Annotated in this window: 11 protein-coding genes; 10 read left to right on the forward strand and 1 reads right to left on the reverse strand. The window is 72.7% G+C overall.

Features of this window, described 5'->3' with window-relative positions:
* Positions 1 to 48: 48 nt before the first annotated feature.
* The 9 genes from V1633_RS31885 to V1633_RS31925 all read left to right on the forward strand — a co-directional run bounded on the left by V1633_RS31885 (position 49) and on the right by V1633_RS31925 (position 10856).
* Positions 49 to 1062 (forward strand): SMP-30/gluconolactonase/LRE family protein, encoded by a 1014-nt coding sequence (locus V1633_RS31885; protein ID WP_331218029.1) that lies wholly within the window; start codon positions 49 to 51, stop codon positions 1060 to 1062.
* Between the two features lie 140 nt (positions 1063 to 1202).
* Positions 1203 to 1694 (forward strand): beta-class carbonic anhydrase, encoded by a 492-nt coding sequence (locus tag V1633_RS31890; RefSeq protein ID WP_331218030.1) that lies wholly within the window; start codon positions 1203 to 1205, stop codon positions 1692 to 1694.
* Positions 1695 to 2007: 313 nt separating this feature from the next.
* The gene (locus V1633_RS31895) at positions 2008 to 3507 is read left to right on the forward strand and encodes an FGGY-family carbohydrate kinase (RefSeq protein WP_331218031.1); all 1500 of its coding nucleotides are present in this window, start codon (positions 2008 to 2010) and stop codon (positions 3505 to 3507) included.
* Entirely contained in the window at positions 3504 to 4175 is a 672-nt protein-coding gene (locus tag V1633_RS31900) for a histidine phosphatase family protein (protein WP_331218032.1), read from the forward strand. The genes V1633_RS31895 and V1633_RS31900 overlap by 4 nt, the downstream gene beginning before the upstream one ends.
* Positions 4176 to 4197: 22 nt before the next feature.
* Positions 4198 to 4986: a DeoR/GlpR family DNA-binding transcription regulator gene (locus V1633_RS31905; protein WP_331218033.1), complete on the forward strand. Its 789-nt coding sequence runs from the start codon at positions 4198 to 4200 to the stop codon at positions 4984 to 4986.
* Positions 4964 to 6460 carry an FGGY-family carbohydrate kinase gene (locus V1633_RS31910; RefSeq protein WP_331218034.1) on the forward strand — a complete coding sequence of 499 codons (1497 nt, stop codon included), beginning with the start codon at positions 4964 to 4966 and terminating at the stop codon, positions 6458 to 6460. The genes V1633_RS31905 and V1633_RS31910 overlap by 23 nt, the downstream gene beginning before the upstream one ends.
* A gap of 3 nt (positions 6461 to 6463) precedes the next feature.
* The gene (locus V1633_RS31915; protein WP_331218035.1) at positions 6464 to 7480 is read left to right on the forward strand and encodes a 2-hydroxyacid dehydrogenase; all 1017 of its coding nucleotides are present in this window, start codon (positions 6464 to 6466) and stop codon (positions 7478 to 7480) included.
* 318 nt (positions 7481 to 7798) lie between these two features.
* Positions 7799 to 9382, forward strand: coding sequence for a DHA2 family efflux MFS transporter permease subunit (locus V1633_RS31920; protein ID WP_331218036.1), 1584 nt, complete (start codon positions 7799 to 7801; stop codon positions 9380 to 9382).
* Positions 9383 to 9593: 211 nt separating this feature from the next.
* The gene (locus V1633_RS31925) at positions 9594 to 10856 is read left to right on the forward strand and encodes a glycoside hydrolase domain-containing protein (protein WP_331218037.1); all 1263 of its coding nucleotides are present in this window, start codon (positions 9594 to 9596) and stop codon (positions 10854 to 10856) included.
* Between the two features lie 55 nt (positions 10857 to 10911).
* Here the strand turns inward: V1633_RS31925 and V1633_RS31930 are convergent, their stop codons facing one another.
* Complete coding sequence (locus tag V1633_RS31930; RefSeq protein ID WP_331218038.1) at positions 10912 to 12018, reverse strand: citrate synthase 2; 1107 nt, start codon at positions 12016 to 12018, stop codon at positions 10912 to 10914.
* A 68-nt stretch (positions 12019 to 12086) separates the two neighbouring features.
* On the opposite strand from V1633_RS31930, the gene V1633_RS31935 reads away from it, so the two are divergent.
* The gene (locus tag V1633_RS31935) at positions 12087 to 13316 is read left to right on the forward strand and encodes a citrate synthase (protein WP_331218039.1); all 1230 of its coding nucleotides are present in this window, start codon (positions 12087 to 12089) and stop codon (positions 13314 to 13316) included.
* Positions 13317 to 13521: the final 205 nt, after the last annotated feature.

The raw sequence follows: 13521 nt of genomic DNA on the forward strand, positions 1-13521 counted from the left end.
GGAGCTCGACGGCGGGGTCGGCACCGGACCCGCCGGGTAGCATGGACCATGGCCAGACCACGCATCGACCCCGTCGTGTGGCAGCCGGACCGGGCGCCCCACCGGGCACGCCAGGGCAGCGGCGGACGGCCGATGCCGCCGGTGCGGCTGCGGACCCTCTCCGGCCAGGGCCCGGAGGATGTCGCCGTCGACTCCCGGGGAAGGGTCTACACCGGACTGGCCGACGGTCGGATCGTCCTGGTCACGGACGACCACACCGAGACGGTGGCGGAGACCGGCGGCCGGCCGCTCGGCGTCGAGGTACAGCGGGACGGACGGCTGGTGGTCTGTGACGCGGTACGTGGACTGCTCCGGGTCGACCCGATCACCGGACGGCTGGAGACCCTGGTGGCGGCCGGTACCCCCGTCGACGGGGCACCCTTGCGGTTGTGCAACAACGCAGCGGTGGCCACCGACGGCACGATCTTCTTCAGTGACTCCTCACAGCGGTTCACCCTCGCACACTGGAAGGCTGACCTGCTGGAGCACTCCGGCACCGGGCGGTTGCTGCGACGTGACCCCGACGGACGTACCGGGGTGGTGCGCGACGGACTGCACTTCGCCAACGGCGTGGCCCTGGCCGCCGACGAGTCGTTCGTCGTGGTGGCCGAGACCGGGGCGTACCGGCTGATCCGGATCTGGCTGGCGGGTCCACGCGCCGGCGGTGTCGACCGGCTCGCGGACAACCTGCCGGGCTTTCCCGACAACCTGTCCCGGGGCACCGACGGGCTGCTCTGGATCGCGTTGGGTTCACCCCGTAACACCCTGCTGGACCTGCTGTCGCCGCGACATCCGGCACTGCGCCGGGCGGTCTGGGCGTTGCCGGAACGCCTCCAGCCGAAACCGGCGGACACCGCGTGGGTCCAGGCGCTCGACGTGGACGGGCGGCTGGTCCACGACCTGCAGACGCGGGTTCCCGGCTTCTCGATGGTGACCGGGGTACGGGAACACCGGGGCAGGGTGTGGCTCGGCAGCCTGCACGGGACGGCCGTCGCCACGTTCGACGTACCGGCGGCGGACTGACCGCCGGGGGCCGGTAGGAGGCACTCCAGGACCGGAGGCTCCATCCAAGGATCTGGATGGCAAATTCCCTACCGATCCTATCTGTTATATATGCTTCACGCGTTCGTGTTCCCCGTACACGCCGACGAAGGAGCAGCACGATGAGTGTCACCGACGAACTACTCGGCAACGCCGAGCGTTACGCCGCCACCTTCGACAAGGCAGACCTGCCCCTGCCGCCCGCCCGGCAGGTCGCCGTCCTGGCCTGCATGGACGCCCGCCTGAACCCGTACGGCCTGCTCGGACTGACCGAGGGGGACGCCCACGTGATCCGCAACGCCGGCGGCGTGGTCACCGCCGACGAACTGCGGAGTCTCGCCATCAGCCAGCGACTGCTCGGGACCAGGGAGATCATTCTGATCCACCACACCGACTGCGGCATGCTCACCTTCACCGACGACGGGTTCAAGACGGCGATCGAGGCCGAGGTCGGCGTCAAACCGGCCTGGGCAGCGGAGGCGTTCACCGACCTCGAGGCGGACGTACGGCAGTCGATCGGCCGAATCTTGGCCGACCCCTTCATCCCGGCCAAGGACTCGGTACGCGGCTTCGTCTACGAGGTGGAGACCGGCAAGCTGCGTGAGGTGAGCTGACCCTGCCACCGACCCCGGTCGCGGCCGACCCGGCCTCGGCCGGGGCGGTCACACCGAGGAGCACACCCACCGCCGGGGCCGTCCGAGCGCCAACCGCCGCGCGTCACGAGCCCGTGTTACTTAACACTGAGCACGTTAACTTCTCAGGGGCCAGTACCGCAGCCAGTCGCCGCAGAGCGGGGGACGTGCCGCCGAAATCGCCGCTCAACGAGGATCGCACCCGGAGCCGTCAGGGTGACTGATGGGCAAGCGTGATGTTAAGTTAACGTCTACGCCTGTTCAGTTGCTCTCGCCGTGGAGGCGGTAACCCTCGATGCGAAAACACCAGCCGGGTGCCGGGCGGCTGTGGGCGGGCGTCGACGTCGGCACCCAGAGCCTGCGGGTGCTGGTCGTCGACGGCGACGGCGCCGTCGCCGGACAGGGCGCAGAGGCCCTGGCCAGCAGACGGACCGGCGATCGGCACGAGCAGGACCCGGCCGGCTGGTGGGCGGCGCTCGGCGTGGCGTTCCGGCGGGCCCTACGCGACGTCGACCCGGCCCGGGTCGGCGCGGTGGCGATCTGCGGCACCTCCGGCACCTTCCTGCTCACCGACGTCGACGGCACGGCCCGCACTCCGGCGCTGATGTACGACGACGCGCGGGCACAACGCGAGGCCGAGGAGGTCGCGGCGACCGGCGCCGACCTGTGGGCCCGACTCGGGTACGCCACCCAGCCGTCCTGGGCACTGCCCAAACTGCTCTGGCTGCTCCGACACGGGCACGCCGGGCTACGCGCGGACCTGCGCGCCGGCCGCGTCGCGCTCCGACACTGCGGCGACCACCTGGCCACCCGGTTGACCGGCACCCCGGTGGCCACCGACTGGAGCAGCGCGCTGAAGACCGGGTACGACCCGGACACCGCCGGCTGGCCGACCGCACTGCTGGACCAGCTCGACGTACCGGCCGGCGCGCTGCCCCGGGTCGTCCGGCCGGGCACCCGGATCGGGGTGGTCGGGCCGGCCGGTGCCGCACACACCGGTCTGCCGGTCGGCGTGCCGGTACGGGCCGGCATGACCGACGGCTGCGCCGCCCAGATCGCGGCCGGCGCGCTGGAGGCCGGCAGTTGGAACTCGGTCCTCGGCACCACCCTGGTACTCAAGGGCGTCAGCGCGGCCCGGCTGACCGATCCGGCCGGTGCGGTCTACTCCCACCAGCATCCGGACGGCGGCTGGCTGCCGGGCGGGGCGTCGAACGTCGGCGCGGGCGTCCTGGAGAGCCGGTTCCCCGGCGTGGACCGGGCGGCGATGGACCGCGCCGCCGCCCGGTACGAGCCGGCCGGCGGACTGGTCTACCCCCTGCGCTCACGGGGCGAGCGGTTCCCGTTCGTCCGGCCCGACGCCGAGCCGTTCGAGCTGGGCACCTTCGTCGACGACGCGGACCGGTACGCCGCCGTGCTGCAGGGCGTCGCGTACGTCGAACGGCTCTGCTACGCGCACCTGCGGCGACTCGGCGCCGACGTCACCGGGCCGCTGTCCCTGACCGGCGGCGGGACCCGCAGCCGCTACTGGTCACAGCTGCGGGCCGACGTACTCGGCCGGGAGGTGACCCTGCCCGCCACCGCCGAGCCGGCGTTCGGCATGGCGGTGCTGGCGGCGGCCGGCGACGGACACCTGGCCAGCACCGCGCGGCGGATGGTACGGGTCGCCGGCGTACTCCCGCCCAGGCCGGAGGCCGCTGCCCGGTTCGCCGAACCGTTCGCCCGGTTCGTCGACGCACTCGTCGACCGGGGCCACCTCGACCAGGAGTTCGCCGACTACGCCAAGGAGCTGTCGTGACCCGTACGACGCTGGTCCTCGCCCGACACGGCCGGACAGCCTGGCACCACCCGAACCGGTACACGGGCCGTAGTGACGTGCCGCTGGATCCGGTCGGTGTGGAGCAGGCACGGGACCTGGCCCGCTGGGCGGCCCGGCAGGAGTTCACCGGTCTGGCCTGCTCACCGCTGCGCCGGGCCCGGGACACGGTCGGACCGACGGCGGCGGCAACCGGCCTGGTGCCGACGGTCGAGCCCCGGTTGCGGGAACTCGACTTCGGCGTCGCGGAGGGCCGTACCCTGGCCGAGCTGCGCGCCGCCGACCCCGAACTGGTGGCCCGGTTCGAGGCCGACCCGGCGGCCGGGCACTTCCCCGACGGGGAGCCGCCACCGGCGGCGGTCGCCCGGGCGCTGGACGCGCTCGCCGGGCTCGCCGCCGCGGATCCGGGCGGCCGGCTGCTGGTGGTCGCGCACAGCACGTTGATCCGGCTGGTCACCTGCGCGGTGCTGGGGGTGCCGCTGGCCGAGTACCGCCGCCGGCTGCCGGTGCTGGACCCGGTCGCCACCACCACGCTGCGGTTTCCGGTGCCGGCCGACGCCGAGCCGGTGGCGCTGCTGGCCTACAACGTGCCGTTGTGCCGAGGATGGGACGGTCCCGACCACGACGACAGCAACCAGAGGACACCATGAGCGATCGAAGCGGCGGGCCGGCATGAACGCCCCCGACCTTCCGGAGCGCAGCCGGCCCGCCCAGCGTCAGGCGGAGATCGCCGAACACGTGCTCCAGCACGGTTCGGTCTCCGCCACCGAACTGGCGGAGATGTTCCACGTCAGCCTGATGACGATCCACCGGGACCTGGACGAACTCGCCCGGCAGGGCGTGGTCCGCAAGTTCCGTGGCGGGGTCAGCGCCCAGCCGTCCAGCGTCTTCGAGTCCAACGTGTCATTCCGGCTGCGGGCCGCCCGCGAGGAGAAACTGGCGCTGGCCCGCCGGGCCCGGGCGTTGATCGAACCGGGCATGGCGGTGATGCTCGACGACTCCACCACCACCCTGGAGGTGGCCCGGCTGTTGGAGGACGACGCCGGACCGCTCACCGTGATCACCAACTTCCTGGAGACGATCAAACTGCTCTCCGGGGTGCCCGGCATCCGCCTGCTGGCGCTGGGCGGCGAGTACTACCCGACGCACGACTCGTTCCTCGGGATGCCGTGTGTGGAGGCGATCGAGGCGCTCCGGGTGGACCTGCTCTTCGCCTCCACCTCGGCGATCTCCGGGGGTTACGCGTACCACCAGGAGCAGGAGATCGTGCTGGTGAAGCGGGCGATGATCCGCTCGGCGCAGCGCAGCGTGCTGATGGTGGACCACACCAAGCTCGGCCGGGCCGCCCTGCACCGGCTGGCGCCGCTGCGCGACTTCGACCTGGTGCTGACGGACGGGCAGGCCCCGGAGGAGACGTTGTCGGAGATGCGGGAGCACGGTGTCCGGTACGAGATCGCGTGAACCGGTGGTGTACGGCGTCGACGTCGGCACCACCGTCACCAAGGCGGTCGCCTTCGACCCGGCCGGTACGGCGCTGGCCCGGGCCGCCCGCCCGACCGTGCTGGACCGGCCCGGCCCCGGTCGGTACGAGCAGGACCCGGACCGGGTCTTCGACTCGGTGCTGGCGGTGCTGCGCGAACTGCGGGAGCGGGTGCCGAACCCGGTGACCGCACTCGGTGTCACCGGGCAGGGCGACGGGCTGTGGCTGCTCGACACCGACGGGCGGCCGGTCCGGCCGGCACTGTCCTGGCTGGATGCCCGGTCGACACCGATCCTGGAGCGGTGGGCGGCGGACGGCCTGCTGGAGACGGTGTACCGACGTACCGGCAACCATCCGTTCCCGGGTGCCTCGGGGCCGCTGCTGGCCTGGCTGGACGCGTACGAGCCGGCGGCGCTGGACCGGGCGGCCACCGCCGCGTACTGCAAGGACATGGTGGTGCAGCGGCTGACCGGGCTGCGCGCCACCGACCCGTCGGACGCCTCCGCGCCGTTCCTCGACCCGCACACCCGGCGGTACGACGAGGAGCTGATCGCCGCCTGCGGGTTGGCCCACCGCCGGCACCTGCTCGCACCGGTCCGACCCGCTCCGCACGACACGCTGACCGGCGCGGCCGCCCGGGCGACCGGGCTGCCCGTCGGGTTGCCGGTGGTCGGCGCGCCGTACGACCTCCCGGCCTCCGCCTGGGGCGCCGGGGTCCACACGGTCGGTGCCGGGCTGCTGATCGTCGGCACCACCCTCGCCTGTCAGGTGCTGCGGGACCGGGTCGACACCAGCGGCGAGCCGGCCGGCCTGACGTTGAGCACCTGGTGGTCCGACCGTTGGCTGCGGGCGCTGCCGGCGATGGTCGGCACGGCCGCCCTGGACTGGGTGCTGCGGCTGGTCGGCGCCACCCTCGCCGACCTGCCGGACCTGCTGGAACGGGGCCGGGCCGACGGACTGACCGTGCTGCCGTTCCTCGCCGAGGCCGGGGAGCGGGCCCCGTTCGTGGCTCCCCGGGCCCGGGCCCGGATCGACGGCCTGCACCTGGGCACCGGGCCGGCGGACCTGGTCCGGGCCACCTGTGAGGCGGTCGCCTACAGCGCGCGGCACTGTCTGACCGCCGCGGGCCTGTCCGGCGAACTCACCGCCTGCGGCGGCGGGGTCGGTTCGACGCGGTGGGCGCAGATCTTCGCCGACGTGGTCGGCCGACCGGTCCGGGTGCTGGCCGGTGAGGAGATCGGCGCCCGGGGCGCGGCCCTGGCGGCGCTGTCGGTGCTCGACGGCACCGGCGTGCGTCCGACGACACCGGTGCCCGACGATCCGACGCCGCCCGGCTGGTGCCCGCCCGGGCGGCGGTACGAGCCCGACCCGACCGTCCGGGACCGGTACGAGACCGGGTACGCCCGTTACCTGGACCACCTCGCACAGGCCCGCCCGAGCTGGACCGAAAGGTGACCCGTGAGCCCCGTCCCCACCCCGCTGTCCGTCCTGATCGCCGGCGACCACTTCGTGACACCTGACCTGGTCGCGGACGCCCTCCGGGCCCGGATCGGCCCGTCGTTCACCGCCCGCACCGTGACGTTGCCCTGGCCGTACACCCCGTTCGGCCCGGTCGCCGAGGTGGACGAGGCGTCCGACGCCGAGGACGAGATGATCGCGGCGCTGTCCGGGGTCGAGGTGGCGGTGACCCAGATGGGACCGTTCACCGCCCGGGTGCTGGCGGCGGCGGACGCGCTGCGGCTGCTCGTGGTGTGCCGGGGCGGCCCGGTCAACGTCAACCTGGCGGCGGCGGCCGAGGCCGGCGTCGAGGTGCGCAGCACACCGGGCCGCAACGCGGTCGCCGCCGCCGAGCACACGGTGGCGCTGCTGCTCGCCGCGCTGCGGCAGATCCCGCAGCGACACGAGGGGCTCCGGGACGGTGCCTGGCGCAGTGACCTGTACGCCCTCGACGAGGTCGGCGCCGAACTGGGCGGCAGTACGGTCGGCCTGGTCGGCTACGGCGCGATCGGGCGGCGGGTCGGCCGGATCCTGCGCGCGTTCGACGCCGAGGTGCTGGTGCACGACCCGTACGCCGATTTGGCCACCCTGGACGGGGCGATCCCGGCCGACCTGCCCGAACTTCTCGACCGGTGCACGGTGCTGAGCCTGCACGCCCGGCTGACCGCGGAGACCGCCGGCATGATCGGGGCGAAGGAGCTGTCCCGGCTGCCCCGGGGTGCGGTCCTGGTGAACACCGCACGGGGCGGGCTGCTCGACTACGACGCGGTGGTGGACGCCCTGGAGTCGGGGCAGCTCGGCGCCGCCGCGCTCGACGTCTTCGACGCCGAGCCGTTGCCGGCCGGCTCGCGGCTGCGTACCGCGCCCCGGGTGGTGCTCACCCCGCACCTGGCCGGCGCCACCCGGCAGACCGCCGAACGGGCGGCCGCGTTGGCCGCCGACGCCGTCGCCGAACACCTCGCGGGTCGGAGCCGGTGACCGGAGCCGAGCCGGGCCGGTGCCGTGCCCACCGTCACGGCCCTACCTTCCAGCCGTGACAGGGCACCGTTCGGTGGATCACCGGATCGCCGAATCGGCCTGCGCTCATGGCCGGAGGGACGACAAAAAGAGGGGCATGCGCCCGGGAGGGTGAGCCAGCACACGTTCCGTCGAGGGCCGACCGTGCGGCCGGTTGGTCCTGCCATCCTGAACGCGGAAACCGGCGGCCGGAGAGGTGGCCGCCAGACTCGCGCGGCCCAGGTAGCTTGCCCCGCACCGGTCGACAGTGTTCCACAGGCCCACTGACCTTGGAGAGCCGTGACCAATCAAGCCGCCGTGGCGCCGAACAAGCTCGACGGCGCTGTCCTCAAGATCGCGGGCGTGGTCGTGCTCGGCGCGATCATGTCCATCCTCGACGTCACCGTCGTCAGCGTCGCGCTGCCGACGTTCCAGACCGAGTTCGACGCGACGTACGCCGAGCTCGCCTGGACCATGACGGGCTACACCCTGGCGTTGGCCACGGTGATCCCGTTGAGCGGGTGGGCCGCCGACCGGTTCGGCACCAAGCGGCTCTACATGCTCGCGCTGCTGCTGTTCACGCTCGGTTCGGCGCTCTGCGCCACCGCCGACTCGATCGGTCAGCTCATCACCTACCGGGTGGTCCAGGGCCTGGGCGGCGGCATGCTGATGCCGCTCGGCATGACGATCATGACCCGGGCGGCCGGCCCGGCCCGGATCGGCCGGCTGATGGCGGTCCTCGGTATCCCGATGCTGCTCGGCCCGATCGGCGGTCCGATCCTCGGCGGCTGGCTGATCGACGCGGCGAGCTGGCACTGGATCTTCCTGATCAACGTGCCGATCGGCGCGGTCGCGCTCGTCTACGCCCTCCGGGCGCTGCCGAAGGACGCTCCCGAGCCGTCCGAGTCGTTCGACTTCGTCGGCATGCTGATGCTGTCGCCGGGTCTGGCGCTCTTCCTCTTCGGCGTCTCGTCCCTGCCGGAGACCGGCACGATCGCCGCCACCCGGGTCTGGGCCACCATGCTCGTCGGCGTAATCCTGCTGGTCAGCTTCGTGCTGTACTCGTTCCGGCAGCGTCACCCGCTGCTCGACCTGCGGCTGTTCCGCAACCGCAACCTGACGGTCGCGTCGATCTCGCTCTTCGTCTTCATTATCGCGTTCATGGGCGCCGGCCTGCTCTTCCCGAGCTACTTCCTGCAGGTGCGGGGCGAGTCGACGCTGCACGCCGGGCTGCTGATGGCGCCCCAGGGCATCGGGGCGATGCTGACCATGCCGATCGCCGGCACCCTGGCGGACAAGATGCCGGTCGGCCGGACCGTGCCGTTCGCGATGGCACTCATCGCGGCCGGCTTCTTCACCTTCACGCAGGTCGGTACGGGCACCTCGTACCTGCTGCTCTGCGGCTCGCTGTTCGTGATGGGTCTCGGCATGGGCGGCACGATGATGCCGATCATGACCTCGGCGCTGCGGACGCTGACCGCCCACGAGACGGCGCGCGGCTCCACCCTGGTGAACATCCTCCAGCAGATCGGCAGCTCCATCGGCGCCGCGATCATGTCGGTGATCCTGACCAGCAAGCTGAACGGCTCGACCGTGATCCCGGGCGTGACGGACCCGAAGACCGGTGAGCCGGTCACCGAGGCCGGCGCGGCGATCGCGCACCAGCACGGCGCCCCGACGCCGCTGGACCCGTCGCTGCTGGAGCGGGGCCTGCGATTCGTGGCGGACTCGTTCGCCAGCACGTTCTGGGTCGGCTTCGTGCTGGTCCTGCTGACGTTCATCCCGATCGCCTTCCTGCCGCGCAAGCGCGAGGTGTCGCATCTGCTGGACGACGCGCGAGGCGACGGCGGCGAGCCGGCACCGACCCCGGTGATGATCCACTAGAGCTCAGCCGGCCGGGAACCACGTCGACTTCGGCCCGGCCACCGCCCGCGTACGCGGGGGGGTGGCCGGGCCGAAACTCGTCCGCCGAACGGCGACAGCTAGCGGCAGACGTCGATGCATGGTAGAAAACTCCCAATCACGCTCGCTGAGTGAAGATTACCTTCATTGGGAGGCTCGGGTGGAAGTGGGCAAGGCTCGGGTGAAAGGGATCATGGCGGGTGTGGTCGTCCTCGCGACCCTGGTCGCCGGTTCGGCCATGGCGGTCACCGTCACGGCGGCCGCCGCCACGTCGGTGCCGGCGGCGGCCCTGACCGCGGCGGCGCCGGCGGCGATCGGCCCACAACCCGGCACCTACCTCGGCCGGGGCTTCGACACCTGTGCCGCGCCGCCGCAGTCGACCATGGACGCCTGGCGGGCCAGCTCGCCGTACCGGGCGGTCGGCATCTACATCAGCGGCGCCAGCCGCTCGTGCGCCCAACCGAACCTGACGGCGGCCTGGGTCAGCAACCAGGTCACCAACGGATGGCGCCTGATCCCCATCGAACTCGACCGGCAGGCCCCGTGCGGCACCCGCACCCCGAAGATGTCCGGCGACCCGGCCACGGCCCGGTCCCAGGGCGCCAGCCGGGCGACGAGCGCGGTGAGCGCCGCCCAGGCACTCGGCATCCCCGCCGGCAGCACGATCTACAACGACATCGAGCACTACCCGTCGAACGCGTCCTGCCGGGCCGCCGTGCTGTCGTACCTGTCCGGCTGGACGGAACGGCTGCACACCCTCGGCTACCTCTCGGGCATGTACTCCAGTGGGTCGTCCGGGGTCACGGACCTGTGCGGGGCGTACCACGACCCCGCCTACACCCGCGTCGACCACCTCTGGTTCGCCTGGTGGAACGACGCGGCGGACGTCGACGCCGGCCCGTACTGCCCGGCCGGCTACTACGCCAACCACCAGCGGCTGCACCAGTACGCCGGTGACGTCTACGAGACCTGGGGCGGGGTGCGGATGCGCATCGACCGCAACTACCTCGACGTCGCCACCGACACCGGGGAGGAGCCGCCCCCGACCTGGAGCGCCACCGTCGACAACAGCACCACCGGCCGGTTCACCGCCAGTACGAGCTGGGGCACCTCGGCCTACTCCGACCAGCGGCACGGTGCCGACTACCGGTTCGCCGACCCGGTCGCCTCCAGCGACGTCGCCTGGTACCGGGTCACCATCCCGGAGACCGCCAGCTACCAGGTCTCGGTCTGGTACCCGGCCGACGCCGGCTACAACGACTCCACGCCGTACCTCGTCGCCACCACCAGCGGCAACCAGACGGTGCGGGTGAACCAGCGGGTCAACGGCGGACGCTGGGTCCCGCTCGGCGTCTTCACCCTGCCCGCCGGTGACGGCGACCGGGTGGGCGTGAGCCGGTGGACCAGCGGCACCGGTTACGTCATAGCCGACGCGGTACGGATCACCCGGGCGTGATTCCCCGCCCGGTCGGTGCCGGCCCGGTCGCCCCGGGCCGGCAACCGTGGCCGGGTCAGCGAGCGGCCAGGACCCGGTCCCAGCCGGCGAGTTCCGTGGGCTTCCGGTCGGTCACCCCGACGTAGTCGGCGGACGGTCGGATGATCTTCCCGAGCCGCTTCTGTTCCAGCACGTGCGCACTCCAGCCGGCGGTCCGGGCACAGGTGAACAACGGGGTGAAGAGTTCCGCCGGCACGCCGGCGAAGTCCAGCACGACCGCGGCCCAGAACTCGACGTTGGTTTCGAGCACCCGGTCCGGCTTGCGCTCCCGCAACTCGGCCAGGGCCGCCTCCTCCAGCGCCCGGGCCGCCTCGTAGCGGGGCGCGCCGAGCTCCCGGGCCGCCGTCCGCAGCACCCGCGCCCGGGGGTCCTCGGCCCGGTAGATCGGATGTCCGAAGCCCATCAGGCGGCGTCCGCTGTCCAGCACCTGCCGGACGTAGCCGAGGGCGTCGCCGGACCGCTCCACCGCCTCGACCATGCCGAGCGCGCGGGACGGGGCGCCGCCGTGCAGCGGACCCGACATCGACGCGACCGCGGCGGAGAGGCAGGCGGCGACGTCCGCGCCGGTGCTGGCGACGACCCGGCCGGTGAACGTCGACGCGTTCATGCCGTGCTCCGCCGCGCAGATCCAGTACCGGTCGATCGCCTCGACCTGACGCGGGTCCGGCTCGCCCTGCCACCGGATCATGAAACGCTCGGTGACGTTCCGGCCCTCGTCTATCACCCGCTGCGGTACCGCCGGCAACCGCGCTCCGCGCGCAGCCTGGGCAACGAACGACAGCATCATGACCGAGGTACGCGCCAGGTCCTCCCGGGCCTGCGCGTCGTCGATGTCGATCAGCGGCCGCAGCCCCCAGTACGGCGACATCATGGCTGTCGCCGCCTGCACGTCCACCCTGATGTCGCCGGAGTGCACGGGTACCGGGAACGGTTCGGCGGCGGGCAGGCCGCGCGCGAAGTCGCCGTCGACCAGCAGCCCCCACACGTCGGCGAAGGTGGCCTGACCGATCAACTCCTCGACGTCGACGCCGCGGTAGCGCAGGGAACCACCGTCTCGGTCGGGCTCGGCGATCTCGGTGTCGAAGGCCACGACACCGGCGAGTCCGGGATTCACGTTCAGCATGGAGCCAATGTCCGGCGGCAGGATCAACACTGTCAACGTTGATTCAGTCAATATGGGAGCATGGCCACATGACGGAGGACCGGCGACTGACCACCGAGGAGGTCGCCCGCCGACTGGGCGTCAAGAAAGAGACGGTGTACGCCTACGTCAGCCGTGGGCTGCTGAGCAGCCACCGCAACGGCGACGGCAAGGAGAGCCTCTTCGCCGAGTCGGACGTGCTGGCCTTCGCGGCGGGACGACGCCGGTCCCGGGCCGTCCCCGACGCCCCCGCGATCTCCACCGGGATCACCCTGATCGCCGGGGACACCCTCTTCTACCGGGGCCATGACGTGCGTGTCCTGGCCCGGACGGAGTCGTACGAAGCCGTGGCCACGCTGTTGTGGACCGGGGAGTTGCGGCACGTTCCGGTGCCACCCGACGACGAACTGCGGCTGCTCGCCACGGCGGTGACCGGGCCGTTGCCGCCGAGCGCCCGCCTGACCGACCGACTGCGCCTGATCGTGGCGGCCGCCGCCGCGGCGGACCGGCTGCGGTTCGACACCACCGATGCCGCGGTCGTCGCGACCGGCCGCACGATGCTCGGCACGATGGTCGCGGCGTTGCCGGTGCGGGCGCCGGGGATCGACCGGGCGCCGGAGTTCCCGCTCGCCACCGCGCTCTGGCGGCGGCTCAGCACCGTCGAGCCCGCTCCGGCCGGGATCGCCGCGCTCAACGCCGCCCTCGTCCTCCTGGCCGACCACGACATCGCCGCCTCGACGCTCGCGGCGCGGGTGGCGGCGTCGACCCGGGCACATCCGTACGCCGTCGTCGGCGCCGGCCTGGCCGCGATGGACGGGCCACTGCACGGCGGCGCCAGCGGCCTGGTCCACGGCATGCTGGCCGAGGCGGTGCGTTCCGGCGATCCGATCGGCACGATCTCCGACCGGCTGCGCGGCGACGGCTGGGTCCCCGGCTTCGGACATCCGCTCTATCCGGCGGGCGACCCACGGGCGGCCACCCTGCTGGAACTCCTCCGGGCCGTCCCGGACGACGGAACGTCGACCAGGGAGGTCATCGCGGAGGTGACCACGACGGTGGCCCGCCGGTCCGGCAACGCGCCCAACATGGACTTCGCGATCGCCGCGTTCGCTCTGGTCAACCAGATGGACGCGGAGGCGGGGGAGGCGATGTTCGCGGTCGCCCGGACGGCCGGCTGGCTCGCCCACGCGCTGGAGGAGTACGGGGACCAGCCCAGCCGCTTCCGCCCCAGTGGCCGGTACGCCGGCCGGCTGCCGAGGGACACCCGGTCCGGCGGGTAGCCCGGCCCAGCCGATCCGCCCGCGCGGCGGTTGACCGCAGCGGGGGCTGGCCGGTCCGGGATGTCGGTGCCGCATCGCGATCCGCTCTTAACGCCCGATGGCCGTTTCTTAACATTGCTGTGTCGCAACCTGTCGGTCTCCGGCCCGCGTATCACCCCCGTTGCCCTGGACAGACCGCCGCGCTCTCGCCGCTTTCCCCTGCTCT

It is taken from the genome of Plantactinospora sonchi (genome assembly GCF_036422035.1).
Taxonomy (GTDB): domain Bacteria; phylum Actinomycetota; class Actinomycetes; order Mycobacteriales; family Micromonosporaceae; genus Plantactinospora; species Plantactinospora sonchi.

Coding starts and splice junctions, on each gene's coding strand:
- V1633_RS31885 (WP_331218029.1), top strand. CDS start 49: ATGGCCAGACCACGCATCGACCCCGTCGTGTGGCAGCCGGACCGGGCG.
- V1633_RS31890 (WP_331218030.1), top strand. CDS start 1,203: ATGAGTGTCACCGACGAACTACTCGGCAACGCCGAGCGTTACGCCGCC.
- V1633_RS31895 (WP_331218031.1), top strand. CDS start 2,008: ATGCGAAAACACCAGCCGGGTGCCGGGCGGCTGTGGGCGGGCGTCGAC.
- V1633_RS31905 (WP_331218033.1), top strand. CDS start 4,198: ATGAACGCCCCCGACCTTCCGGAGCGCAGCCGGCCCGCCCAGCGTCAG.
- V1633_RS31925 (WP_331218037.1), top strand. CDS start 9,594: ATGGCGGGTGTGGTCGTCCTCGCGACCCTGGTCGCCGGTTCGGCCATG.
- V1633_RS31930 (WP_331218038.1), bottom strand. CDS start 12,018: ATGCTGAACGTGAATCCCGGACTCGCCGGTGTCGTGGCCTTCGACACC.
- V1633_RS31935 (WP_331218039.1), top strand. CDS start 12,087: ATGACGGAGGACCGGCGACTGACCACCGAGGAGGTCGCCCGCCGACTG.